This is a genomic window from Staphylococcus sp. FW104-15G4D (assembly GCF_058790135.1).
In genome coordinates this window covers 1-25,656 of the sequence record NZ_JBYTCH010000004.1, presented here as the reverse complement: position 1 = coordinate 25,656, position 25,656 = coordinate 1, and the positions used below count along the sequence as shown (strand labels likewise).

The 25,656-nt window shown below is 34.2% G+C and carries 22 protein-coding genes and 1 rRNA gene; 11 read left to right on the top strand and 12 right to left on the bottom strand.

Annotated features, from left to right (window positions below; all coding sequences use genetic code 11):
* Nucleotides 1-4: 4 nt before the first annotated feature.
* From AC3WQX_RS10485 to AC3WQX_RS10455, 7 genes are all read right to left on the bottom strand, one after another.
* On the bottom strand, nt 5-1,480 hold the full coding sequence (locus AC3WQX_RS10485) for a sucrose-6-phosphate hydrolase (RefSeq protein WP_492740156.1): 1,476 nt from the start codon (nt 1,478-1,480) through the stop codon (nt 5-7).
* A 234-nt stretch (nt 1,481-1,714) separates the two neighbouring features.
* Complete coding sequence (locus AC3WQX_RS10480) at nt 1,715-2,665, bottom strand: LacI family DNA-binding transcriptional regulator (RefSeq protein ID WP_023350002.1); 951 nt, start codon at nt 2,663-2,665, stop codon at nt 1,715-1,717.
* A 144-nt stretch (nt 2,666-2,809) separates the two neighbouring features.
* A complete protein-coding gene (locus AC3WQX_RS10475) occupies nt 2,810-4,060 on the bottom strand; it encodes an ammonium transporter (RefSeq protein ID WP_037551078.1) in 1,251 nt (416 codons plus the stop codon).
* Between the two features lie 177 nt (nt 4,061-4,237).
* Nucleotides 4,238-4,462 carry a sulfurtransferase TusA family protein gene (locus tag AC3WQX_RS10470; protein ID WP_023350000.1) on the bottom strand — a complete coding sequence of 75 codons (225 nt, stop codon included), beginning with the start codon at nt 4,460-4,462 and terminating at the stop codon, nt 4,238-4,240.
* A gap of 18 nt (nt 4,463-4,480) precedes the next feature.
* Nucleotides 4,481-5,575 carry a YeeE/YedE family protein gene (locus tag AC3WQX_RS10465; protein ID WP_023349999.1) on the bottom strand — a complete coding sequence of 365 codons (1,095 nt, stop codon included), beginning with the start codon at nt 5,573-5,575 and terminating at the stop codon, nt 4,481-4,483.
* 81 nt (nt 5,576-5,656) lie between these two features.
* Nucleotides 5,657-5,944, bottom strand: coding sequence for a hypothetical protein (locus AC3WQX_RS10460; RefSeq protein WP_002436909.1), 288 nt, complete (start codon nt 5,942-5,944; stop codon nt 5,657-5,659).
* 88 nt (nt 5,945-6,032) lie between these two features.
* Nucleotides 6,033-6,674, bottom strand: coding sequence for a redox-sensing transcriptional repressor Rex (locus tag AC3WQX_RS10455; RefSeq protein ID WP_002436898.1), 642 nt, complete (start codon nt 6,672-6,674; stop codon nt 6,033-6,035).
* A gap of 356 nt (nt 6,675-7,030) precedes the next feature.
* Here AC3WQX_RS10455 and AC3WQX_RS10450 point away from each other — a divergent pair, with 356 nt between their 5' ends.
* Both AC3WQX_RS10450 and AC3WQX_RS10445 read left to right on the top strand, forming a co-directional pair.
* Entirely contained in the window at nt 7,031-8,968 is a 1,938-nt protein-coding gene (locus tag AC3WQX_RS10450; protein ID WP_023349998.1) for an ABC-F family ATP-binding cassette domain-containing protein, read from the top strand.
* Between the two features lie 341 nt (nt 8,969-9,309).
* Nucleotides 9,310-10,926, top strand: a complete 1,617-nt coding sequence (locus tag AC3WQX_RS10445) for a MutS-related protein (protein ID WP_023349997.1) — start codon at nt 9,310-9,312, stop codon at nt 10,924-10,926.
* Between the two features lie 105 nt (nt 10,927-11,031).
* On the opposite strand, the gene tsaD is transcribed toward AC3WQX_RS10445, so the two are convergent.
* Genes tsaD through tsaE form a run of 4 tightly spaced genes read right to left on the bottom strand, consistent with a single transcriptional unit; the run spans nt 11,032 to nt 13,595 of the window.
* On the bottom strand, nt 11,032-12,060 hold the full coding sequence (gene tsaD / locus AC3WQX_RS10440; protein WP_030063841.1) for a tRNA (adenosine(37)-N6)-threonylcarbamoyltransferase complex transferase subunit TsaD: 1,029 nt from the start codon (nt 12,058-12,060) through the stop codon (nt 11,032-11,034).
* Complete coding sequence (gene rimI / locus AC3WQX_RS10435) at nt 12,057-12,518, bottom strand: ribosomal protein S18-alanine N-acetyltransferase (protein ID WP_002436921.1); 462 nt, start codon at nt 12,516-12,518, stop codon at nt 12,057-12,059. The genes tsaD and rimI overlap by 4 nt, the downstream gene beginning before the upstream one ends.
* Nucleotides 12,491-13,153 carry a tRNA (adenosine(37)-N6)-threonylcarbamoyltransferase complex dimerization subunit type 1 TsaB gene (gene tsaB / locus AC3WQX_RS10430; RefSeq protein WP_002436924.1) on the bottom strand — a complete coding sequence of 221 codons (663 nt, stop codon included), beginning with the start codon at nt 13,151-13,153 and terminating at the stop codon, nt 12,491-12,493. The genes rimI and tsaB overlap by 28 nt, the downstream gene beginning before the upstream one ends.
* Complete coding sequence (gene tsaE / locus AC3WQX_RS10425) at nt 13,134-13,595, bottom strand: tRNA (adenosine(37)-N6)-threonylcarbamoyltransferase complex ATPase subunit type 1 TsaE (protein WP_168992761.1); 462 nt, start codon at nt 13,593-13,595, stop codon at nt 13,134-13,136. The genes tsaB and tsaE overlap by 20 nt, the downstream gene beginning before the upstream one ends.
* A 443-nt stretch (nt 13,596-14,038) precedes the next feature.
* Between tsaE and ilvD the strand changes: the two genes are divergently transcribed.
* The 9 genes from ilvD to ilvA all read left to right on the top strand — a co-directional run bounded on the left by ilvD (nt 14,039) and on the right by ilvA (nt 24,742).
* Nucleotides 14,039-15,727: a dihydroxy-acid dehydratase gene (ilvD, locus tag AC3WQX_RS10420; protein WP_002436914.1), complete on the top strand. Its 1,689-nt coding sequence runs from the start codon at nt 14,039-14,041 to the stop codon at nt 15,725-15,727.
* 142 nt (nt 15,728-15,869) lie between these two features.
* The gene (gene ilvB / locus AC3WQX_RS10415) at nt 15,870-17,543 is read left to right on the top strand and encodes a biosynthetic-type acetolactate synthase large subunit (protein WP_226859642.1); all 1,674 of its coding nucleotides are present in this window, start codon (nt 15,870-15,872) and stop codon (nt 17,541-17,543) included.
* Nucleotides 17,543-17,776, top strand: coding sequence for an ACT domain-containing protein (locus AC3WQX_RS10410; RefSeq protein ID WP_002436904.1), 234 nt, complete (start codon nt 17,543-17,545; stop codon nt 17,774-17,776). The genes ilvB and AC3WQX_RS10410 overlap by 1 nt, the downstream gene beginning before the upstream one ends.
* Nucleotides 17,777-17,904: 128 nt before the next feature.
* Nucleotides 17,905-18,909 carry a ketol-acid reductoisomerase gene (ilvC, locus tag AC3WQX_RS10405; protein WP_023349994.1) on the top strand — a complete coding sequence of 335 codons (1,005 nt, stop codon included), beginning with the start codon at nt 17,905-17,907 and terminating at the stop codon, nt 18,907-18,909.
* Between the two features lie 16 nt (nt 18,910-18,925).
* The gene (locus AC3WQX_RS10400; protein ID WP_030063836.1) at nt 18,926-20,461 is read left to right on the top strand and encodes a 2-isopropylmalate synthase; all 1,536 of its coding nucleotides are present in this window, start codon (nt 18,926-18,928) and stop codon (nt 20,459-20,461) included.
* The gene (gene leuB, locus AC3WQX_RS10395; RefSeq protein WP_023349992.1) at nt 20,458-21,501 is read left to right on the top strand and encodes a 3-isopropylmalate dehydrogenase; all 1,044 of its coding nucleotides are present in this window, start codon (nt 20,458-20,460) and stop codon (nt 21,499-21,501) included. Before AC3WQX_RS10400 ends, leuB begins: the two co-directional genes overlap by 4 nt.
* A gap of 17 nt (nt 21,502-21,518) precedes the next feature.
* Nucleotides 21,519-22,889 carry a 3-isopropylmalate dehydratase large subunit gene (gene leuC / locus AC3WQX_RS10390; protein ID WP_023349991.1) on the top strand — a complete coding sequence of 457 codons (1,371 nt, stop codon included), beginning with the start codon at nt 21,519-21,521 and terminating at the stop codon, nt 22,887-22,889.
* Nucleotides 22,890-23,459, top strand: coding sequence for a 3-isopropylmalate dehydratase small subunit (gene leuD / locus AC3WQX_RS10385; protein ID WP_002436916.1), 570 nt, complete (start codon nt 22,890-22,892; stop codon nt 23,457-23,459).
* Nucleotides 23,460-23,473: 14 nt separating this feature from the next.
* Nucleotides 23,474-24,742: a threonine ammonia-lyase IlvA gene (gene ilvA, locus AC3WQX_RS10380; protein WP_492740152.1), complete on the top strand. Its 1,269-nt coding sequence runs from the start codon at nt 23,474-23,476 to the stop codon at nt 24,740-24,742.
* 803 nt (nt 24,743-25,545) lie between these two features.
* Here ilvA and rrf read toward each other — a convergent pair.
* Nucleotides 25,546-25,656 (bottom strand): 5S ribosomal RNA (gene rrf / locus AC3WQX_RS10375); the annotation flags it as partial.

The following is a 25,656-nucleotide window of genomic DNA, read 5'->3' as shown; positions in this document are numbered from 1 at the left end:
TATATCATCCCTTTAGTTCAAATTTCGTAAATTGTAAATATACTTGTCCTGACTCAGTAGATGCTTTGATACCCGTAGAAGCTTCACTTAGGAAAATACGGGATGTAAGTACACGTTCACCATTATTACAAAATATTTCTATACTCGACGTATCTACAAAAATGTGTAACTGGTTTAAAGGTGTATCTAAAATGGTTGAACGCGTTGTGCCATCCACATTTGTAGGTAATAAACCACTTTCTGACCGATCTAATGTGAGCGAATTCTCACGTTGATTATAGGTAATCAATGTAGACTCATTTCTAGAACTTCTAAGCTCAAAATAAATTTCAGTTGCATCATTTTCTAAAATATCAATAATCATTTCATATTGTTTGCCTTCATAGGGGTGCAATTTGCGGTTAAATTTATTTGCATACCCTAATGCAGTCTCTTTGTTCGTTCTTAAAGTTTCTAGAGCTTTTAATGGTCGTTGCTTTAATTTACCATTTTCGAGAGTAAGTTCTCTTGGAATCGTTAAACAATGTGCCCAACCTTCACTATCTGTCGGATAATCACTTTCTGGTAAGCCCATCCAACCAATTAATATGCGTTTTCCATCTTTATCTATAAATGTTTGAGGTGCATAAAAATCAAAGCCTCTATCTAACTCTTGAAACTCTTGATGATCAAATGTCATATTTTCAATATTTAAATGACCGATCATGTAGCCAGATTGATAAATATTGCGATATTTATTTCCATCCGCTTCAATCCCTTGCGGACAAAATAAAATAACACCCTGTCCATCTAATTCGAAATAATCAGGGCATTCCCACATGTAACCAAAATGATTTAAATTCGTTTGAATTTCACCAAGAAATGTCCAGTTAACAACATCATCACTTTGATATAGTAGTAACCGCCCTTGTTCATTATTATTTTGGGCTCCTATAATTGCATACAATTGATCATCTTTTTTAAACACTTTAGGATCTCTAAAATGACTTGTGTATCCATCAGGTTGTCCATGAATTACTGGTTTAGGAAACTTCTCAACTGAACCATCTTCTTTAACGCGAGCAATCATTTGACTGGAGGTACGTTTCCAATAATTGTCTCTATGATTACCGGTATAAATGTAATAAAGATGACCATTAAACTCAAATGCACTACCACTATAAACACCATGACTATCATATTTTGTGTCAGGCTCTAATATAGGACCTTGTGCTTTGAAATGTACTAAATCATCACTTTTATAATTAAACCAATATTTCAAACCATGAACCGCCCCTAGAGGGAACCATTGATGTGATATGTAATAATAGCCGTCATAATAAATGAGACCATTTGGATCATTGAGCAATCCTGTTTCAGGCTGAATATGGTATGTCTGTCTATAAGGAGAAGCATCGACTCGTTGTTTTAAATTTTTAAATGTCTCTGTATCAACATCCTCTATTCGTTGATAACGTGCTTCACGTGTCCATTCCGCCATGTTTTCACTCCTAATCTCGACTGATTTGACTTTTACTTAACTTTATTATTTTAACATATTAGCTTAACACTACGATGTAGAATTTTTGTTAAGAACGCTTATTTATGAAAATGAAAACCACAATACTTTAACGTTTTTATGATAAATAAATTTTCTTAAGTATATATCTTAACAAATTTAATCATCGTAGTGGTATCGGTTCCAAATTATTATAAAATAAAAATCCCTCACCTTTTACTTAATGACAGGAATTTTTATTTTAAGTTCTGTAGTTTGATGATTTAATAATTGATTAATTTCTTTAAGTGCTTGCTCTCCTGCTTCTTTATAATTTAAGTGAATTGTTTCAATTATCGGAGACACTACTTGTGTCATTGGATCACCACCAAATCCAAAAATTGCATGAGGAGATAGATCTTTCTTATGATCCGCACAAAATTTGTGAATTGCTAAGGCAATTGAATCCGTTGCACCGACAATTGCATCAACTTCCGTTATATTGGATAAATATCTCTCAACATCTACCAGAGCTTCTTCATATTTAAATGTAGTTTCATAAATCTTAGGTTCAATATTATATTGTTTTAGAGCATCTATTAGTCCCTTTTTACGTTTAATACCAACAGCAACATCACGTTCACTAACGCTAAATAAAGTGACTTGGTGTAGTCCTTTTTGACCTATTCTCATACCTATTTCAAATCCAGCTTGGTAATCATCATGATATATACTATGCAATTGTGCATGTTCTTGCCCTACAATAATAACCGGTACGTTAATCTTTTCTATAATTTGAATATGTTGTTCAGTAATGTTTGTAGCCATTAAAACAATACCATCTACTTTACTTCTTGATAATGTTTCTAATGCTGCAAGTTCTGCTTCTAGTTCAAGTCCAGTATAATTTAATAAGAGTTGATAGTTATGTAAATGACATTGGTTGATGACACCTTTAATAGTTTCATCAACTGCGAATGAATTCATACGTGGAATAATTGCTCCAATAAGATTTGTACGTCTTGCTCTTAAACTTTGAGCAAATTGATTAGGTTGATAATCATACTCTTTAATAATTTTTGTCAGCTTTTCTTTTGTTTTATTACTAACGGATCCATTGTTTAAAAACCTTGAAACAGTACTTTTTGATACACCCGCTAGCTTGGCGATATCAGAAATATTTTTCATAAGAAAACTCACCTATCATATATTCAATAACTTAAACTTATTCTATCACATATGTAATCGCTTTAAATACTTAAATCAATTACATTTTAAATACTAAAGTTTAATTGATATGAAGGTGAGTGTATTTATTTTTGAAAATAATTTTTAAAATTTCATACGGCGATTGAATTTGTTCAATTCGCCATAGAAGTAGGCCTTTTCTCCATGAACGATTGCATCAAGACCTGTTTTATCCTCCTCTTCAGTAGTTGCTAAAGGAGTGAATGATTTAATTACTCTAGCTATCATGTATGTAACTATTGCACTAAATACGACAGTTGCTATTGCTGCTGCTAATTGAATGCAAATGACTTTAAAGTTACCTGTATATATGAGTCCATTTTCAATAGCATCATTTACTTTATGAGACTGGAACACACCTGTTAAAACTGCGCCTAATACTCCCCCTACACCATGAATACCAAATGCATCTAGAGCATCATTATATTGTAACTTCACTTTAATTAAATTAATAACGACATAACAACCGATACCACCAATTATAGCTATGATCATGGCACTTAAATAGTTAACATAACCTGCTGCTGGAGTAATAGCAACGAGACCTGATAAAGCGCCTGATAATAATCCTAAAAGACTTGTCGTTTTTTTCAAAGCATACTCTAAAATTAACCATCCTAGCGCACCTGCACTTGCAGCGATGACTGTGTTAACAAATGAAATCATTGCGATTTGGTCGAAAGTAAATGCACTACCTACATTAAAGCCATACCAACCCAACCATACTAAAATACCTCCGATGAGAGTTATTAGTAAGTTATGTGGGGTATGTTTCTCTTGCTTTTTACCTACACCAATCATTATTCCTAATATAAGACCAGACACCCCTGAGGTAATATGCACAACTGTACCCCCGGCATAATCAATAGCACCGAGTTTACTAATCCATCCGCCGCCCCACACCCAGTGAGCTACTGGACTATAGATAAATACAACCCATAAACCGACAAAAATAAGATAAGGGATAAATCTCATTTTTTCAGCAATTGAACCTGATAAAATAGAAACTGCTATAGTACAGAACATCATTTGGAATAACATGAAGAGTGCGAGAGGGACATGAGGGCTAATAGTTTTAGAAATAGCAAAGCCTACATGGTTTAGACCTAGAAATTTTAAGCCACCTAACCAATCATTACCTTGATCAAAACTAATAGAAAAACCAATAATCATCCACGCAAAGGTAACGATAACTATTGCAGCCATACTTTGCATTACTGTATTTAATGCATTCTTAGATTGGACTAGACCTCCATAAAATAAACTTAATCCTGGAGTCATTAACCAAACTAATAATGTACATAGAAATAAGAAAATTGTATCATCCATATTCATTCTTACCACTTCCTTTAGCAACATCATAAAGAGTGTTTAGTAGAAGTGCAAAAATCGGTAAGATAAAATTACACTAATTGTAAGATTAAGTGACATCATAACTTGAGTATTTGAATATATTAAAATAAAAAAGCCAGTGACATCGTATGATATCACTAGCTTACGTCTAAATTAAATTTAAGGTTTTTGAATAGTTATCGTCCAAGAAGCATCATCTAATTGTTCATAATTAGTGACTGGATATCCATTTTCAGCTGCCCAGTTTGGTAAGGCTTCTGTTGCCTGCGTACAATCAAAGTCTATTTTTAATTCATCGCCTTGCTCTAACTCTTCCATTTTCTTTTGCGCTTCAATAAGTGGAAATGGACACACCATTCCAACAGTACCTAATTCATGTACCAATTTCTTATCCTCCTTACCTTATGTTGTCTGAGTTTGTTGACTCACTTGTTTACGTTTAGATTTTTCATTAGATGATTGTTGAAACTTTTTCATTGGTTTAATAAAAATAAAATAACTCATGAACCATACACCAACTATCATTGATGCTAAACCTAACCATCCTTGCCAGCTCATTGTTGCGGTTTCTACTAACCCATTACCAATTGAACATCCACCAGCTACTGAAGCACCAAATCCCATCAATATGCCACCAATAGCACTGTTACGAATCGTCTTCTTATCTGGAAGTCTCCATTTAAATTCTTTAGACCCTCTAGCAGCAATATATGAACCAATAAAGATACCGAGCACTAATAAAACGCCCCAATCGATGAACTTAGTGTCACCGGATATTAGAAAGTTAATCAAATTAGCAGATGGAGTCGTAATCCCAAGTCCATAAGGTCGACCAGTTGATTCACTCATGGGCCATGCTAGTAAAGCAATAAGTCCTACGGCAATACCAGCTATAAATGGATGGTATTTTCTTTCAAATAAATAGTGTCTAATACCTGTATATTTTTGTTTTAACTTAGGCACCATCACTTTCGGTTTACGTATAGTTTTCACAACCATTGTAATTGTAATAATTGCTAAAATTAAAACAAGTACCCAATTAGGAAGCCCTGTTGAATGACTTACACTCGCATTCACGTTCGTAGGCTTATTAATCATATTCATAACAGGAAGGAGTACTCCTGTTTTAGTAATTGCAGAAGTTATAGCATATAAAATTAATGCCACCCAACTTCCAATTAAACCTTCGCCAGCACGATACCACGTACCTGTGGCACAGCCACCAGCTAATACAATACCAACGCCAAATATAAATGATCCTATAATCGTCCCTAATACTGGAAATGTATGTGTAGGCACTTCAATAATACCTAAGCTTGTTAATATGAGTAATCCCAAACTCTGAACTGTTATAGCTACGAGCAATGCATAAAACATTTTATTACTTTTTTGGACATACATGTCTCTGAAACCGCCCGCTAGACAGAATCTTGTTCGTTGCATTACGAACCCTAATAATACTCCGACAATAAGTCCACTAATTATCATCCATGTCATTTAATCACCTATTTCCGATATAAATACTAAGGTATTATATTAGAAAAAATGAAAAATTGCAAGTTCAATATTTTTTGAAACCTAATGTATTTTCAATTCTTTACTCAATGATTTTAAATCCTCTTTTGAAAAATGACTAAATTTATACCACTCATGATTGTTATAGTAAACAAATAATTTACTTCCCAGCAGTCCTTTCGAGCACTTATATCTCACAACTTTATTAATATCTAACTCTATATCAAATGGAGTATATTCTTTGCCATAAGCTTTGAATTGTAAAGTATTCTCATTGATTACTAATTTTCCAGGAACCCTTATCATTTGAGGGATATGTGCTTTAAATGTACAGTTTGCTTCAAATTTCATTATGGCTTGTGCCCCCTTTATTTTATTACGTATACTATATCATTTTTACATAATAAAGTAGCATCCTAAATTAGGATGCTAAAAGTTATTAATTATTATTACTATAGTTCTTCATAAAGAACAATAGTGATTGTAGTTCAATACCCAAATCAATATGGTGAACTTGTACATCTTGTGGTGTTTTAACTCTGCTTGGCGTAAAGTTAAGTATACCTTTCACACCCGCTTCAACGAGTTGATCAGCAACCTGTTGTGCTACACTTTCAGGAGTCGTTAATATCACAACGTCAATTTCTTCTGCTGCTAATGTAGATTGAATTTCATTGATATTTTTAACAACGACTTTACCCACTTTCTCTCCAATTAGATCTTCTCTAATATCGAAAGCTTCAGTAATTGTCATCTCAGCGTGTATTGAAAAATTATAAGTAAGTAACGCGCGACCTAGATTACCAACACCTACTATCGCAATTTTAATTTCATCACTTTCACTTAGTTCAGACTTGAAAAATTCAAGCATACTATCGATGTTGTAACCATAGCCTTTTTTACCTAATTCACCAAAATATGAAAAATCACGACGAATCGTTGCCGAATCTATTTGTAAAGCTTCACTGATTGCTTTAGAATTCACACGGTCGATACCCTTAGATTTTAATGTACTCACAAATCTATAATATAAAGGTAAACGCTTTAATGTAGCACGAGGAATTTTAATATTTTCTGGCATCCAATATGTCCCCCTTAAAGTTTGAATGAATTATATTTATGTATTCAAACGTTTTATCGTGCAAGTTGTAAGGCGTTTAAATAAACAAATAATTGCCTTCAATGAATACTTAAATATTATACATTATTGATTTTTAAAAATAAATATCTCAGTTTCATGTAATGCGCGAATGCTGTAAAATAAAGATAATTGAGTCAATAAATAGCTTAATCGTCATACCTTATGAGGTAGATGTACCCTATTATTAAAAAATAATGCTTAACTATTTAAAATTCACATAAAATTAAAATTTTTTAAATCTTATTGATTACATATAGTCTATAACTATTTAATAGAATTAGAAAGGTGAGAATCGAATGATACTTTTACAACTTAATGACATCTCGAAATCGTTCGATGGTGAAGATATTTTTACTGATGTAGACTTTGAAGTTAAAACTGGTGAAAGAATTGGTGTCGTTGGTCGAAACGGTGCAGGTAAATCTACATTAATGAAAATCATAGCCGGCGTAGAAGGTTACGATAGTGGTCATATATCGAAAATAAAAAATTTAAAAATGGGTTACCTCACGCAACAAATGACACTTAACTCCACGGCTACTGTCTTCGAAGAGATGTCAAAACCATTTGAACATATAAAAAATATGGAAAACTTAATTAAAGAGGAAACAGATTGGTTGGCACAACATACAAATGAATATGAAACCAAAACTTATCAAGAGCATATGGAACGTTATGAATCATTAACAAACCGGTTTGAACAACTTGAAGGTTATCAGTATGAAAGTAAAATAAAAACAGTTCTTCACGGGCTTAATTTTACTGAAAGTGATTTTAACAAACCCATTAATGATTTTAGTGGTGGTCAAAAAACACGACTTTCTCTTGCTCAAATGTTATTAAATGAACCCGACTTACTATTGCTAGATGAGCCAACAAACCACTTAGATTTAGAGACTACTAAATGGTTAGAAGATTATTTAAAATATTTCAAAGGCGCCATTATCATAATTAGTCACGATAGATATTTCCTAGACAAAATAGTTACTCAAATTTATGATGTTGCCCTTGGAGACGTTAAACGTTATGTAGGTAATTATGAACAATTTATTGAGCAACGTGACCAATACTATGAAAAACGTATGCAAGAGTATGAAAAGCAACAAGAAGAAATTCAAAAATTAGAAACATTTGTTGATAAGAATATTACACGCGCTTCAACAAGTGGCATGGCTAAAAGTCGACGTAAAACGTTAGAAAAAATGGAACGTATAGATAAGCCAATGATTGACGCTAGAAGCGCAAATATCCAATTTGGCTTTGAAAGAAATACAGGCAATGATGTCATGCATATTCGTGACCTAAAAATTGGTTATGATTCACCTATCACTCAACCTATTAATATCGAAGTATTCAAGGGGGATCATATCGCAGTAATAGGACCAAATGGCGTAGGAAAAACGACACTTATCAAAACAATTGCCGATAAGCAAAACAAACTTGGTGGAGAAATTACTTTTGGAGCAAATCTTCAAATAGGCTACTATGACCAAAAACAAGCTGAATTCAAATCTAATAAAACAATTTTAGATTACGTTTGGGACCAGTACCCTACTATGAATGAAAAAGATGTACGTGCTGTACTAGGTCGTTTCTTATTTGTACAAGAAGATGTTAAAAAAATAATTAATGACCTATCTGGCGGTGAAAAAGCTCGTTTGCAATTAGCTTTATTAATGTTGCAAAAAGACAATGTGCTGATTTTAGACGAACCTACCAACCACTTAGATATCGATTCAAAAGAAATGTTAGAACAAGCGTTAAAACATTTTGAAGGTACAATAATATTTGTTTCTCATGATAGATATTTTATTAATCAGCTTGCAAATAAAGTATTTGATTTGAATCATGAAGGTGGACAGATATATCTCGGGGACTATCAATACTATATTGAGAAAACTGAAGAAACTGCTGCACTAAAAGCTCAAGAAGAATTGAAGAATTCTTCTTCAAAAACCAATAACAATAATGACACTTCTATTTCTTCTTCAGCATATTCAAGTCAAAAACAACAGAAAAGTCATCAACGTAAAATCGAACGTCAGATTGAACAATGTGAAACTAAGATTGAAGAATTTGAAACTCATATTTCTTATATTGAAACACAATTAACTCAGCCAGAAGTATTTAATGATCCAATGAAAGCTGCAGAATTAGCTGAGGAAAAAAATAATACCGAACAAAAATTAGAACAAGTAATGTTAGAATGGGAAGAATTACAAGAAAAATTATAAATATCCATTTATTATTGAGACACTTAAAGGTAGAATTTCTTACTTTTTAGTGTCTTTTAGTATGTTATTACACAAATTTTATTCACACGCTATATTGTTAATTTGATAGCTATCCACACACTTATCCTAGTTATCCACAAGTAAATTAACACTTTCGCTAAAAATTATTCGAGTTATACACGGTAATATCCACACTTTTCAACAGTGTTTATCCACAGTTTACACACATTTTGTTGATAAGTACGCACGTTCCCTATTGACATCTTATATTTAGTATGAAGATTTGAGTCTAAAATTTATTTATGAAATAATTTAACTATAACTATATTGAGGAGACATTTATGACTAATAATCAGACGTTTGGACTCATCGTTCTTATCTTTATTATTTTAATAGCGATTGTAAATATCACCGTTTCATTTATCGAAAGGAGAAAAACAATCGCTAAAATTAATACGCTTTGGGATAGGAAAGCTAAATTAGAGACATTTATAAGGCCTAATTCTAGGTTTGATGCTCAATATCAAGAGTATAAGGATAATTACACTGATCAACATCCTCTTATAGATGATAAAACTTGGTCAGATTTAAATATTGAAGCTCTATTTCATAAAATAAACTTTAATTTTACCGCTATTGGAGAAATGAAATTATATGCTACATTAAGAGGAATGTTCTCGATTGAAAATCGATCACTCATCAAGCGTTATAGCGAGGATAAATCTTTTCGTTTAAATGTATCTTACATACTTTCTAAAATAGGCAAAACTGTATACCCATTATTCCCAGATCAATTAACACCAATTCCTAAGAACAATCTCTTAATGTTTTGTCCTTTATTACCTTTAATTGCATTTTTATCTATATTTATTTCACCAGAAATAGGAGTCTTTTTATTTATTGGAAGCTTCTTCTTAAATATTGTGCTTTCTTTAAATTTAAAGAAAACTTATGAACAGGATTTAAAATCAATCTTTTATACTGCTAATGTAATCAAACAATGTAAGGCTTTGTCTAAGATAGAGGGAACACCTGACATAAATATTAATTTTAATCACTTTAAAAATTCTCGACGTTTTAGTGGATTGCTAGCTCAATTAGAATCCAATGATGTTGTAGGCAGTACGATAATGCTTGTCAAATTAATGTTTATGGTTGATTATGTTTTATTTCATCTAATACAACATAGTTATTTTAAATATCAAAATGAAGTCGAAGAATGTTACGACTATATTAGTACACTAGATAATCACTACTCTTTAGCTATGTATAGACGTACGTTAACTCATTATTGTATACCTCATGCTGATCAATACATGGAGGGTATGCATTTTCAAAGTTTAATTCATCCACTAATAGATGAAGAAGTGGCCGTTCCTAATGATTTAAACTTGGATACCAACCTTCTACTTACAGGTTCGAACGCTTCTGGTAAATCGACTTTCATGAAGGCTGTAGCACTGAATGTTATTATGGCTCAATCCCTTAATATTGCTACTGCTGAATCATTTAACTACCAACCAGGTTACGTTTTTACTTCAATGGCTAACGCAGATGATGTACTCTCAGGGGACAGCTATTTTATGGCTGAATTAAAGTCAATTAGACGACTTTTTAATATTCATACACAAGCTAAAATTTACTGTTTCATAGATGAGATTTTTAAAGGAACTAATACAACAGAACGTATTGCTGCCTCTGAATCAGTACTCAGCTATTTAAATGAACTGCCAAATTATCAAGTTGTTGCAGCTACGCATGATATTGAATTGTCCACCCTATTAGAAAAGGATTACCATAATTATCATTTTAATGAGTCTATTCAAAACAATGAAATTTATTTTGACTATAAAATCAAATCAGGCAAAGCAAATACGCGCAATGCGATTGAATTGCTTAGAATTACTCATTTTCCAGATGATATTTATCACCGCGCTAAAACACAAGTAGATGAATAAGTTGACTTTTACAGTAATAACTATTTAAATATTTATACAATAATAAAAGCACTATATAACGAAATATTAACAGTTAAGTTCATACGTTATATAGTGCTCTTTTGTTTATTTACTCATCGTAAAATCTTCTATGTCTATATTATTTTCACCGTTTAAAGCTAAATCACCTCGTAATCCAGCCTGATAAAGATAATGACCCGCAGCTCCAATCATTGCAGCATTATCTGTACATAAGGATGGACTTGGGATCGTTAAAGTAATGCCTTCATTATCACAAGCTTCTTTGAGTGATGTTCTTAATCCTTTATTGCTTGCTACACCACCTGCCACAATAAGTCGTTTAACGTCATAAGATTTACAAGCATGAATAGCTTTATAAGATAATACTTCAACAACGCTGTTTTGAAAACTTGTAGCAACATTTTCTTCTACAATTTCTTCATTTTTTTGTCTTAGATTATGCAATTTATTAATGACTGCACTTTTTAATCCACTGAAGCTAAAATCGTAGCTATCCTTTTCAAGCCAAACCCTTGGGAAATCATATACATCTTGACCTTGAGTAGCTAGCTGATCGATTTGTGGTCCTCCAGGATAAGGTAAGTTAATCGTACGAGCCACTTTATCATAAGCTTCTCCAACAGCATCATCTCTCGTCTCACCAATAACTTCAAAATTCAGGTGATCTTTCATATAGACTAACTCTGTATGACCACCGGAAACGATTAAAGCCATTAATGGAAATGTAAGTGGTTGCTCTAAATGATTTGCATAAATATGGCCAGCAATATGGTGAACAGGAATAATAGGTTTATCATAAGCGAAAGCGAGCGCCTTTGCAGCATTTATTCCTATTAGTAATGCACCTATTAATCCTGGACCTTGCGTCACTGCTATAGCATCAATCTCGTGCATAGTGACGTTTGCTGAGTCAAGTGCCTCTTCAATCGTAGCTGTTACACCTTCAACATGATGTCTACTTGCGACTTCAGGAACAACTCCACCAAATCGTTTATGACTATCAATTTGACTTAATACTGTATTAGAAAGTATTTCTTGACCATTTCTAATCACACTTACACTTGTTTCATCACAACTGGTTTCCATCCCTAGAATTAAAGTTTGTTGTGTCATTTTAAATTCACCCACATCACTAGTGCATCCTCACCTTCACCATAATAATTTTTTCTTTTTCCACCATATTCAAATCCTAAATTCTGATATACATGTTGCGCCACTACATTATCTAAACGAACTTCTAAACTCATTACTTCACAGGTATGACTTGCGTAATTTTTAACATATTTAAGTAATAATTGACCTAGTCCGTACCCTCTATACTGTTTTTTAATGGCGACTGTTGTAATTTGAGCTTGATCTATAACAATCCACATACCTAAATATCCAATAATTTTATCATCATATTCAATCACAAAATATGTTGCAAATTGATTCTGTTCTATTTCATGATAAAAGGCATCAATCGTCCATGAACTATCATTGAAGCTTTCGCGCTCTATATCAAAGACTTGAGGAACATCTTCAACACTCATTTTCCTAATATTTAATTGTTCTTCTGTTGGTCTAACCAATTTCTTTCCGCCTCTGATAATTTATGATACTTCGGTGTAAATGAATGGATATTTTCAGGTTGTTGAATTAAGGATTTCATAACTGAAGCTTTAGGTAAACTTTCAATCACTTCGCTATCTAATAAATGCTTTATATTTTCTAAATTAAACCCAATAAAAACATATTCTTGATTTAGCGCATGAAGTTTATCTTTTAAATCATTAATTGATAAATATCCATCCTCAATGATTGTAGTTAATTCACCATTAACGTATTGATAAACACCTGTATAAACCGCTTCTCTTCTTGCGTCAAAGATAGGTACTAATAATCTATGCTCATCTTTAATAGTTGCAGCAAGAGCTTTAAGTGATGACACACCATATAATCGAGTTTGTAAAGCGTAAGCTAACGTTTTAGCCACAGTCACACCGATTCTTAAACCTGTGTATGAACCCGGTCCTTCTGCAACAACTATGTCTGTGATTTCTTGTTTATCAACTTGAGACTGTTCAAATAACTTTTGAATCTCAGGCATCAATTGAACTGAATGATTTTGTTTAATATTTGTAGTTTGTTCAATTAACACTTTTTCATCCTGCATGAGTGCAACTGATAACGGCTGATTAGATGTATCAATGAGCAGATAATTCATTGATAACAACCTCCCTTAACATTTCATAATGTGCACCTTGTGCTTCAATCATTATTGTACGTTCATTTTCATTTATAACATTAATGTTGATTGTCAAATGTTGATAAGGTAATAAATCAGAAATAAACTGACTCCATTCAATGACTGTAACAGCATGGTCTTCGAAATATTCCTCAAATCCTAAATCTTCTTCATGGTCTTCCAAACGATAGCAATCCATATGATGAAGTTTGAGTTCATTCCCTTTATAAGATTTAATAATATTAAATGTTGGTGAATTAATAGTTCGTTTCACACCTAAAGCTTTTCCTATAAACTGTGTTAAAGTCGTTTTACCTGCACCTAAATCGCCGTTCAATAAAATTAAATCTCCTGACTTTAAATTTTTCACTAAAACATCAGCAAATTCTTTCATCTCATCTAAATTGTGTATAGTAATCAACATTCATTCTCCTATTTACGAAGATACATTATTATTTCGTCCTTTATTAACTCATTCATTGTAACAAATTTTATTATAAATTTCTTTGTGAAAATTCTAGAAACATACTTAAAAATAATTGTTAGAAAATTCTATATTTTTATTGACACGCTATTTCACATGTAGTAAATTAAGTTTATCAAATTTTAAGACAATTCAAATTATTAAGAATACTTATCCATTCACCGAAAGGAGTATAATAAAATGACTTATCATACATCACATTATCTACCGACAACTCAAAACATTATTATCATTTTATTATACTCGTTAGGACTCGAACTTTAGTTAGTTGAACTACTAAATGTTTAAGTCCTATTTCTAGTTGAATGGGACTTTCAAACGTCCCAATTATTATTGGGACGTTTTTTATTGTTCTTAATACTCATACGGGGGAATCAAATATGCGAAGCGACATGATCAAAAAAGGAGATCAACAGGCTCCAGCAAGAAGTCTTTTACATGCGACGGGCGCTCTTCAAAAACCTACAGATATGAATAAGCCTTTTGTGGCAATTTGTAATTCTTATATCGATATCGTACCAGGACATGTTCACTTAAGAGAACTTGCTGATATCGCGAAAGAAGCTATTCGTGAAGCGGGTGCAATCCCTTTCGAATTTAATACGATTGGTGTAGATGATGGCATCGCAATGGGACACATTGGAATGAGATATTCATTACCTTCGAGAGAAATTATTGCAGATGCAGCTGAAACAGTAATTAATGCACATTGGTTCGATGGTGTTTTTTATATTCCTAACTGCGATAAAATCACTCCGGGCATGATACTTGCTGCGGTACGTACAAATGTCCCTGCAATTTTTTGTTCGGGTGGCCCAATGAAAGCTGGTCTATCTGCTCACGGTAAAGCACTTACTTTATCTTCAATGTTTGAAGCAGTCGGCGCTTTTAAAGAAGGATCAATTTCTAAAGAAGAATTTTTAGATATGGAGCAAAACGCCTGCCCTACTTGTGGTTCATGTGCTGGTATGTTCACAGCAAATTCTATGAACTGTTTGATGGAGGTTTTAGGACTCGCCCTACCTTATAACGGAACAGCTTTAGCAGTTAGTGACCAACGTCGTGAAATGATTCGTCAAGCTGCTTTTCGATTAGTAGATAATATTAAAAATGATATAAAACCAAGAGACATCGTTACACGAGAGGCAATCGATGATGCTTTTGCATTAGACATGGCAATGGGCGGCTCAACTAATACTGTGTTGCATACATTAGCAATCGCAAATGAAGCAGGCATTGATTATGACTTAGAACGTATTAATGAAATTGCGAAAAGAACACCCTACCTTTCAAAAATCGCACCTAGCTCTTCTTACTCTATGCACGATGTACATGAAGCTGGTGGTGTTCCAGCTATTATCAATGAGTTAATGAAAAAAGATGGTACGTTACACCCAGAAAGAATTACAGTCACTGGTAAAACATTAAAAGAAAATAATAAAGGAAAGGAAATTACAAACTTTGATGTTATACATCCTCTTGATAGCCCTTACGATCATGAAGGTGGACTTTCAGTACTTTTCGGTAATATAGCTCCCAAAGGTGCAGTGATTAAAGTAGGTGGTGTAGATCCCTCTATTAAAGTCTTTAAAGGGAAAGCTATTTGTTTTAACTCTCATGATGAAGCTGTTGAAGCAATTGACAATCATACTGTACGTGAAGGTCATGTTGTAGTTATTCGCTATGAAGGTCCTAAAGGCGGTCCGGGAATGCCTGAAATGTTAGCTCCTACTTCCTCTATTGTTGGCCGAGGATTAGGAAAAGATGTGGCTTTAATTACTGATGGTAGATTTTCAGGTGCTACAAGAGGTATTGCTGTGGGACACATTTCCCCAGAAGCAGCATCTGGTGGCCCTATCGGATTAATTAGAGATGGAGATGAAATTACAATTGATTTAACAAATAGAAAGTTAGATGTTGACCAGCCACAAGAAGAACTTTATCGCAGACGTGAAGAGCTACAACCATTTAAAGCAAAAGTAAAAACAGGATATCTGGCTAGATACACCTCTTTAGTCACAAGTGCTAATACAGGTGGTATTATGCAAGTTCCAGAAAACCTTATTTAATTAGGAGATGATTACGATGTCTAATCAAAAAGAAAGCCCCTCTTTTACAACGGTAACCGCGATTAGTAAAGAAAATACTGATACATTTAATGTTTCTGAATCACAAGAACCAGAATATCTTCAACAACAAACTGTTAATCAAATGCGTAGTGGTTCTCAACTTTTAGTCGAAGCTTTACAACATGAGGACGTTGATTTTATTTTTGGTTACCCAGGCGGTGCTGTATTGCCACTTTATGACACATTTTATGATGGGCAAATCAAGCATATCTTAGCAAGACATGAACAAGGTGCAACCCATGCCGCAGAAGGATATGCACGTGTCTCAGGTAAAACTGGTGTAGTTGTTGTCACTAGTGGCCCAGGAGCTACAAATGCAATTACTGGTATCACAGATGCACATAGTGATTCTTTACCTTTAGTCGTTTTTACAGGTCAAGTAGCAACACCAGGAATTGGAAAAGATGCCTTCCAAGAAGCAGATTTACTTTCTATGACAACACCAATTACTAAACAAAATTATCAAATTAAAAATGTTGAGGATATTCCAAAAATAGTTCATGAAGCATTTCATGTGGCTAATTCAGGAAGAAAAGGTCCTGTCGTCATTGATTTCCCGAAAGACATGGGAATTTTATCAACAAACGTTGGTTTATCAAATGAAATCAATTTGCCTCATTATCAAGTTAAAAGTGAACCAGAAGATATAGACATTAAGACATTAGTTTCATATATTAGTAAATCTAAAAAGCCTATTATTCTCGCAGGTTCAGGTATCAATCATTCTAAATCAAATCAATTATTAACAGAATTTGTCACTAAACATCAAATCCCTACCGTAACCACACTATTAGGTCTTGGTGCAATACCTTACGAACATCCCCTGTTCTTAGGAATGGGAGGCATGCATGGTTCATATGCAAGTAATATGGCACTCACTGAATGTGATTTACTCATTAATTTAGGTAGTCGTTTTGATGACCGACTAGCTAGCAAACCTGATGCATTTGCACCAAACGCTAAGATAGTTCACGTAGACATCGATCCTTCAGAAATCAATAAAGTCATTCAAACAGATTTAGGTATTGTTGCCGATTGTAAACTCGTTTTAGAAGCTTTATCTTCTGAGAATGTCACAACAGCTCATCATGAAGAATGGATTCATTATTGTAAACAGAATAAGCAAAAACATCCATTCAAATACGATAAAAATGAAGATGATACATTTAGTAAACCTCAAAAGGCAATTGAATACATCGGAAAAATTACAAATGGCGATGCAATCGTCACTACTGATGTAGGTCAACATCAAATGTGGGCTGCTCAGTTCTACCCTTTCAAAGACCATGGTCAATGGGTAACTAGTGGCGGATTAGGTACGATGGGATTTGGTATTCCTTCTGCGATTGGTGCACAACTCGCTTCCCCTGATAAAACTGTCGTATGCTTCGTCGGAGATGGTGGTTTCCAAATGACTAATCAAGAAATGGCGCTATTGCCTGAATACAACCTGAACGTGAAAATAGTGTTAATTAATAATGGTACGTTAGGTATGGTTAAACAATGGCAAGACAAATTCTTTAACCAGCGCTTCTCTCATTCAGTATTTAATGATCAACCTGATTTTATTAAAATGGCTGAAGCATATGGTATCAATGGATATCTAATTGATTCACCGGACAAACTTGAATCACAAATCGATGCAGCTTTCAATCATAATGGTCCAGCATTAATTGAAGTTCGCATCTCTCCTGTAGAACCTGTCAATCCTATGGTACCTAGTGGTAAATCTAATCACGAGATGGAGGGATTATAATGAAACGTACAATTCAATTTGTGGTCGCCGACCAAGTGAGTACATTACATCGTATTACAAGTGCTTTTGTTCGATTACAATGTAACATTGATGAGCTGCATGTTAAGAGGTCAGATAATGAAGGTATTTCTAATCTAGAACTGAAAGTACACATTGAAGACGAAGCTGCTTTCAATATTGTATTAAAAAAGTTAGAACAACAAATCAATGTATTAAGTGTTACGAGTGTTTAAAAAATTGTTTGATGCGCTAGCGATGTGAAAAAACTGATGATTGAGACATAACTATCATCTTACATATTTTTATAACATAAATATTTTGAAAATTAAGAATTTTTAGGAAGTAATTGGAGGAATTCACTATGACAAAAGTTTATTATGATCAATCAGTTGAAAAAGATGCTTTACAAGGTAAAAAAATTGCAGTAATTGGTTACGGTTCACAAGGACATGCACACGCTCAAAATTTAAAAGACAATGGTTATGATGTAGTCGTTGGTATTCGACCTGGTCATTCTTTCGATAGAGCTAAAGAAGATGGATTTGATGTTTATCCAGTGAATGAGGCTACTAAACAAGCAGATGTAGTAATGATTTTATTACCTGATGAAATCCAAGGTAATGTATATAAAAATGAAATTGAACCTAACTTAGAAGCAGGCAATGCATTAGCTTTTGCGCACGGATTTAACATTCACTTTGGAGTTATTCAACCCCCTGCTGATGTAGATGTATTCTTAGTAGCACCTAAAGGTCCTGGTCATTTAGTAAGACGTACCTTTGTAGAAGGTACTGCTGTACCAGCATTATTCGGTGTACAACAAGATGCTTCAGGTCATGCACGTGATATCGCACTAAGTTATGCCAAAGGTATTGGTGCAACACGTGCTGGTGTTATTGAAACTACATTCAAAGAAGAAACTGAAACTGATTTATTCGGTGAACAAGCTGTACTTTGCGGGGGTATCCATAAATTAATTCAAAGTGGTTTTGAAACTTTAGTAGAAGCTGGATATCAAAAAGAATTAGCATACTTCGAAGTATTACATGAAATGAAATTAATCGTTGATTTAATGTACGAAGGCGGTATGGAAAACGTTCGCTACTCTATTTCAAATACAGCTGAATTTGGTGATTATGTATCTGGACCACGTGTTATCACTCCAGAAGTTAAAAACAACATGAAAACTGTATTAGAAGATATTCAAAACGGTAACTTTGCTAATCGTTTTGTTAAAGATAATGAAAATGGCTTTAAAGAATTTTACCAATTACGTGAACAACAACATGGTCATGAAATCGAAGCGGTTGGTCGTGAATTAAGAAAAATGATGCCATTTATTAAAGCTAAAAGTATTCAAAAATAATAAGGAGATGTTAAAAATGGAAAGCCATATTCAAATTTTTGATACAACACTAAGAGACGGAGAACAAACACCGGGAGTCAACTTTACCTTTGACGAAAGATTGAAAATTGCTAAGCAATTAGAAAAATGGGGAGTCGATGTCATAGAAGCTGGTTTCCCCGCTTCAAGCTCTGGAAGTTTTAAATCAGTTGAATCAATTGCAAAGGCATTAACTACTACAGCAGTTTGTGGCTTAGCTAGATGTAAAAAGTCAGATATAGACGCTGTATATGAATCAACAAAGTTAGCTGCTAAACCGCAAGTACATGTGTTTATTGCAACATCCCCTATTCATTTAGAGCATAAATTAAAAATGTCTCAAGAGGAAGTATTAGCATCTATCAAAGAACATGTATCATACGCTAAACAATTCTTTGAAGTAGTACAATTTTCCCCTGAAGATGCGACTAGAACCGAAATTCCGTTCTTAATTGATTGTGTGCAAACTGCTATTGATGCTGGCGCTACCATTATTAACATCCCAGATACTGTAGGATTCAGTTATCCTACAGAATATGAACAAATTTTCAAAACATTAACCAAATCCATCCATTCTGAACAACCAATCGTTTTCAGTGCCCATTGTCATGATGACCTGGGTATGGCTGTATCTAATAGTCTGGCAGCCATTGAAGGTGGTGCACGACGCATCGAAGGTACTGTGAATGGAATTGGTGAACGTGCGGGTAATGCTGCGCTTGAAGAAGTTGCATTAGCACTTTATGTTCGACGTGATCATTATGGTATTGAATCCCAAATTAAACTTGATGAAACTAAGAAAACATCAGACCTCATATCACGATACGCAGGAATTCGAGTTCCAAGAAACAAAGCAATCGTCGGTCAAAATGCGTTTAGTCATGAATCGGGGATACATCAAGATGGTGTACTCAAACATCGTGAAACATATGAAATTATGACGCCTCAATTAGTCGGAGTAAGTACAACTGAATTACCTCTTGGTAAATTGTCTGGAAAGCATGCTTTTGCTGAGAAACTAAAATCATTAGGCTATGACATTAGCACTGAGGATCAAATCAACTTATTTAAACAATTTAAAGAAGTTGCTGATAAGAAAAAATCAGTTTCTGATCGCGACATCCATGCAATCATTCAAGGATCTGAGCATGAGCAACGAGCGATTTATCAATTAGAAAATTTACAACTGCAATATGTATCTAAAGGGCTACAAAGTGCTGTGGTCGTGATTAAAGATAAAAATGGAAAAACTTATCAAGATTCAAGTATTGGAACAGGTTCAATCGTATCTATATATAATGCTGTTGATCGTATTTTCCAAAGAAAGACAGAACTTATCGATTATAGGATTGACTCAATCACTGAAGGTGCAGATGCGCAAGCAGAAGTTCACGTTAGTTTAATCATCGAAGGTACACCAGTCAACGGTATAGGAATTGATCATGATATTTTACAGGCTTCTTGTAAAGCCTATATAGAAGCTCATGCGAAATATATTTCTGAAACACAAAAGAAAGAAGGTATTCATTCATGAGTTACAAAATCGTAGCTTTACCTGGCGATGGTATAGGACCAGAAATTATAAATGGTACATTAGAGCTTCTCGAACTAATCAGTCATAAATATGACTTCCAGTATCAAATAGAACATCATCATTTTGGAGGTGCGGCAATCGATAACTATGGTACACCTCTTACTGAAGAAACATTAGAAGCATGTAAATCTTCAGATGCCATTTTACTTGGTGCAATTGGTGGTCCCAAATGGTCAAATCCTAAAAATCGTCCAGAACATGGGCTATTAAAACTTAGAAAAGCTTTAAATTTATATGCAAATATACGTCCAACCATTGTAAGTGAGGGTACCAGTCATTTATCTCCATTAAAACAAGAGCTAGTTGAAGGTACTGATTTAGTGATTGTCAGAGAACTAACTAGCGGTATTTATTTTGGTGAACCAAGTCACTATGATAATCATTCAGCTCTAGATTCACTTACTTATACTCGTGAAGAAATAGAGAGAATCGTTAGAGTTGCATTTAATTTAGCTCAAAATAGAAGAAAAAAACTAACATCCGTTGATAAAGAAAATGTATTATCTTCAAGTAAACTTTGGCGTCAAGTGGTGAATGAAGTTAAAGCGGATTATCCAGATGTTGAAGTCAACCACTTGTTAGTAGATGCCTGTAGCATGCATTTAATCACACACCCTACTCAATTTGATGTTATTGTTACCGAAAATTTATTTGGAGACATTTTGAGTGATGAAGCATCAGTAATACCAGGCTCACTTGGTTTATCCCCTTCCGCAAGTTTTGGGGAACAAGGGACACGATTATATGAGCCTATTCATGGCTCGGCACCTGATATCGCTAACCAAGATAAAGCTAATCCATTTGGTATGGTGCTATCTTTGGCACTTTGTTTAAAAGAAAGTCTAAATCAAGAACAAGCCGCAATAGAACTTGAAAAACATGTATTTAAACTCATTAAGTCTGGCCATACTACAGCAGATTTAGGTGGAAGTCACAAAACTTCTGAAATATTTAAACTACTAAAGAATAATTATTTATAAAAGGGAGGAGAAGTATTATGGGACGAACACTATTCGATAAAGTATGGAATAAACATGTTCTACATGGGAATGAAGGTGAACCACAATTATTATATATAGACCTACATCTCATACATGAAGTTACTTCTCCTCAAGCTTTTGAGGGACTCAGAATTCAGAATCGTTCATTAAGAAGACCTGATCTCACGTTTGCTACTTTAGACCATAATGTACCGACTATCGACATTTTTAACATAAAAGATGAAATAGCAAATAAACAGATTACTACCCTACAAAAGAATGCCAAAGACTTTGGCGTCCATATCTTTGATATGGGATCTGATGAACAAGGTATCGTTCATATGGTAGGACCTGAAACAGGTTTAACTCAACCAGGAAAGACAATTGTTTGTGGCGATTCTCACACCGCGACACATGGTGCTTTTGGTGCAATCGCATTTGGAATTGGTACAAGTGAAGTTGAACATGTCTTTGCTACTCAAACACTTTGGCAAACTAAACCTAAGAATTTAAAAATCGAAATAAATGGTAAACTACCTACCGGCGTTTATGCCAAGGATATAATACTCTATTTAATTAACCAATATGGCGTTGATTTTGGTACAGGATATGCCCTTGAATTTACAGGAGAAACGATTAAGAGTTTGTCTATGGAAGCTCGAATGACAATTTGTAATATGGCAATTGAAGCAGGCGCAAAATACGGTATGATGCAACCTGATAAGACGACTTTTGAATATGTTAAAGGTCGTCCTTACGCTACTAATTTTGATCAATCTATTGATTGGTGGCAAACTTTATATTCCGATGAGGATGCGTACTTCGATAAAGTTATTGAATTAGATGTTTCAAACTTAGAACCTCAGGTGACATGGGGAACAAATCCAGAAATGGGAGTTAATTTTAGCTCTCCTTTCCCAGAAATTAAAGATTCTAATGATGAACGTGCCTATAACTACATGGGACTCAAACCAGGTCAAAAAGCCGAAGATATTGAATTAGGCTATGTATTCTTAGGTTCATGTACGAATGCAAGACTCTCTGATTTAGTAGAAGCAAGTCATATTGTTAAAGGTAATAAAGTTCATCCTAATATCACAGCTATTGTAGTGCCTGGCTCCAGAACAGTTAAGAAGGAAGCTGAAGCACTAGGTCTAGATGTCATTTTTAAAGAAGCAGGTTTTGAATGGAGAGAACCAGGTTGTTCAATGTGTTTAGGTATGAATCCCGATCAAGTTCCTGAAGGTGTGCACTGTGCTTCCACAAGTAATCGTAATTTCGAAGGACGTCAAGGTAAAGGTGCACGAACCCATCTTGTATCTCCTGCTATGGCAGCAGCTGCTGCTATTAACGGTAAATTTGTAGACGTAAGAAAGGTGGTCGTATAGATGGAAATTCAACCTATTACAACATACACAGGTAAAGTTGTTCCCCTTTTCTACGACAATATAGATACAGATCAAATTATACCCAAAGTTCATCTCAAACGTATTTCTAAAACCGGCTTTGGTCCCTTCGCATTTGATGAATGGCGTTATTTACCTGATGGTTCAGATAATCCAGAATTTAACCCTAATAAGCCAGAATATAAAGATGCTTCTATTTTAATAACGGGAGACAACTTTGGGTGTGGTTCAAGTCGTGAACACGCTGCTTGGGCTTTAAAAGACTATGGTTTTAATATCATTATCGCAGGTAGTTTCAGTGATATCTTCTATATGAATTGTACGAAGAATGCAATGCTCCCTATTACACTTGATAAGGAAGCACGAGAACATCTGGCTCAATTTGAAGAAATTACGGTAGATCTACCTTCGCAAACCGTATCATCTTCAGAACAAACTTTTGAATTTAAAATAGATGAAACATGGAAGAATAAATTAGTAAATGGACTTGATGATATTGCCATTACTTTACAATATGAAGATCTAATAGAAAAATATGAAAAAACATTTTAAGGGTGTTGAATATTATGACAGTTAAAACAACCGTTTCGACACAAGATATAGATGAAGCTTTTTTACGCCTCAAAGATATCGTGAAAGAAACGCCATTACAGCTTGACCACTATCTTTCTCAAAAATATGATTGTAAAGTATATTTAAAAAGAGAAGACTTACAGTGGGTTCGTTCTTTCAAATTAAGAGGCGCATATAATGCTATTTCAGTATTATCTGAAGAAGCTAAAAATCGAGGTATCACTTGTGCTAGTGCTGGTAACCATGCTCAAGGCGTGGCATACACTGCTAAGAAATTAAATCTTAGAGCTGTAATTTTTATGCCAGTTACTACAACTCTTCAGAAAATAAACCAAGTTCAATTTTTTGGTAGCGATAATGTTGAAGTCGTGCTAACTGGTGATACATTTGATCATTGCTTAGAAGAAGCTTTAGCTTATACTAAAGAAAATGAAATGAATTTTATTGATCCATTTAATAATGTATTTACAATTTCAGGCCAAGGAACACTTGCCAAAGAAATTATTGAACAATCCGAAGCAGATGGAGTAAAATTTGATTATTTATTTTCTGCTATAGGCGGTGGAGGTTTAATATCTGGTATTAGCACATATTTCAAGGCTTATTCCCCAAACACACAAATTATTGGTGTTGAACCTGCAGGCGCCTGCAGTATGTATGAATCTGTAGTCGTAAACAAACGGGTCATCACTTTAGATCACATTGATAAATTTGTTGATGGTGCTTCAGTAGCCAGAGTTGGAGATATTACATTTGATATAGCTAAGCATAATGTAGATGATTATGTACAAGTAGATGAAGGAGCAGTATGTTCTACTATACTAGATATGTACTCTAAACAAGCTATAGTAGCTGAACCCGCAGGCGCTTTAAGTGTAGCTGCTCTTGAAAACTATAGAGCAAAAATTAAAGGTAAAACTGTTGTATGTGTTGTAAGCGGTGGTAATAATGATATTAATAGAATGAAAGAAATTGAAGAGCGTTCATTATTATTTGAAGAGATGAAACATTACTTCATCCTTAATTTTCCTCAAAGACCAGGGGCTTTAAGAGAGTTTGTTAATGATGTACTAGGTCCTCAAGATGATATTACTAAATTTGAATATCTTAAAAAGTCCTCTCAAACAACAGGTACTGTTATTATTGGTATTCAACTTAAGCACCATAACGATCTCATTCAATTAAAAGAACGCGTAAATCAATTTGATCCATCAAATATATATATTAATGAAAATAAAATGTTATACTCTTTATTAATTTAAAAGGTACAAGGAAAGCTTGAAAATAATCTTACTATTGTAAGTATTATTTTCAAGCTTTTTCGTATGACCCAATTTCATCTGTTTTCTATTAGTTCTTAAATAAAAAAAGCTTGCGGTATATTACTATCTGGCAATTGGTTCTTAATGGCTTTGGCCATTAAGTAAGTAAAATTAAGTATTAAAAATACTTATTTTACTTTAGAACGTAAGCCGGCTACCATCAGCGCTAAGGCCCTTCCTCTGCTTCGAGACAAGCGCTCGCATCTTTCTTCATTTGCGTCTCTCTCTGACTCGTTTAGCCCGACTAAACTCGTGGCGTTCTTTCCTTAATTCATCAGCTTCAAACGCTTTCTCTTCGCAGAGAATAGTTCTCCTCTATAGCTATGGCTCTTGGTAATTTCTCATCTTTTATTTTTCGCATAAAAAAAGAGACCTTACGGTCTCTCGTTTTGCCTGGCAATTGGTTCTTAATGGCTTTAGCCATTAAGTAAGTAAAATTAAGTATTAAAAATACTTATTTTACTTTAGAACGTAAGCCGGCTACCATCAGCGCTAAGGCCCTTCCTCTGCTTCGAGACAAGCGCTCGCATCTTTCTTCATTTGCGTCTCTCTCTGACTCGTTTAGCCCGACTAAACTCGTGGCGTTCTTTCCTTAATTCATCAGCTTCAAACGCTTTCTCTTCGCAGAGAATAGTTCTCCTCTATAGCTATGGCTCTTGGTGATTTCTCACCTTTTATTTTTTCGCATAAAAAAAGAGACCTTGCGGTCTCGATTCGGCTCATCGCATCCATACGATTTATTTGCCTGGCAACGTCCTACTCTAGCGGAACGTAAGTCCGACTACCATCGGCGCTAAGGAGCTTAACTTCTGTGTTCGGCATGGGAACAGGTGTGACCTCCTTGCCATTGTCAC

What these genes read in the sequence shown, in the direction of transcription:
- AC3WQX_RS10460 (WP_002436909.1), bottom strand. Translation starts at nt 5,944, where the DNA reads ATGAAATTTGAAGCAAACTGTACATTTAAAGCACATATCCCTCAAATG.
- AC3WQX_RS10465 (WP_023349999.1), bottom strand. Translation starts at nt 5,575, where the DNA reads ATGACATGGATGATAATTAGTGGACTTATTGTCGGAGTATTATTAGGG.
- AC3WQX_RS10410 (WP_002436904.1), top strand. Translation starts at nt 17,543, where the DNA reads ATGAAACGTACAATTCAATTTGTGGTCGCCGACCAAGTGAGTACATTA.
- tsaB (WP_002436924.1), bottom strand. Translation starts at nt 13,153, where the DNA reads ATGAATTATCTGCTCATTGATACATCTAATCAGCCGTTATCAGTTGCA.
- ilvC (WP_023349994.1), top strand. Translation starts at nt 17,905, where the DNA reads ATGACAAAAGTTTATTATGATCAATCAGTTGAAAAAGATGCTTTACAA.
- AC3WQX_RS10450 (WP_023349998.1), top strand. Translation starts at nt 7,031, where the DNA reads ATGATACTTTTACAACTTAATGACATCTCGAAATCGTTCGATGGTGAA.
- leuD (WP_002436916.1), top strand. Translation starts at nt 22,890, where the DNA reads ATGGAAATTCAACCTATTACAACATACACAGGTAAAGTTGTTCCCCTT.
- AC3WQX_RS10400 (WP_030063836.1), top strand. Translation starts at nt 18,926, where the DNA reads ATGGAAAGCCATATTCAAATTTTTGATACAACACTAAGAGACGGAGAA.
- AC3WQX_RS10445 (WP_023349997.1), top strand. Translation starts at nt 9,310, where the DNA reads ATGACTAATAATCAGACGTTTGGACTCATCGTTCTTATCTTTATTATT.
- AC3WQX_RS10480 (WP_023350002.1), bottom strand. Translation starts at nt 2,665, where the DNA reads ATGAAAAATATTTCTGATATCGCCAAGCTAGCGGGTGTATCAAAAAGT.
- ilvD (WP_002436914.1), top strand. Translation starts at nt 14,039, where the DNA reads ATGCGAAGCGACATGATCAAAAAAGGAGATCAACAGGCTCCAGCAAGA.
- AC3WQX_RS10485 (WP_492740156.1), bottom strand. Translation starts at nt 1,480, where the DNA reads ATGGCGGAATGGACACGTGAAGCACGTTATCAACGAATAGAGGATGTT.
- AC3WQX_RS10455 (WP_002436898.1), bottom strand. Translation starts at nt 6,674, where the DNA reads ATGCCAGAAAATATTAAAATTCCTCGTGCTACATTAAAGCGTTTACCT.
- ilvB (WP_226859642.1), top strand. Translation starts at nt 15,870, where the DNA reads ATGCGTAGTGGTTCTCAACTTTTAGTCGAAGCTTTACAACATGAGGAC.
- ilvA (WP_492740152.1), top strand. Translation starts at nt 23,474, where the DNA reads ATGACAGTTAAAACAACCGTTTCGACACAAGATATAGATGAAGCTTTT.
- leuC (WP_023349991.1), top strand. Translation starts at nt 21,519, where the DNA reads ATGGGACGAACACTATTCGATAAAGTATGGAATAAACATGTTCTACAT.
- AC3WQX_RS10475 (WP_037551078.1), bottom strand. Translation starts at nt 4,060, where the DNA reads ATGAATATGGATGATACAATTTTCTTATTTCTATGTACATTATTAGTT.
- leuB (WP_023349992.1), top strand. Translation starts at nt 20,458, where the DNA reads ATGAGTTACAAAATCGTAGCTTTACCTGGCGATGGTATAGGACCAGAA.
- tsaD (WP_030063841.1), bottom strand. Translation starts at nt 12,060, where the DNA reads ATGACACAACAAACTTTAATTCTAGGGATGGAAACCAGTTGTGATGAA.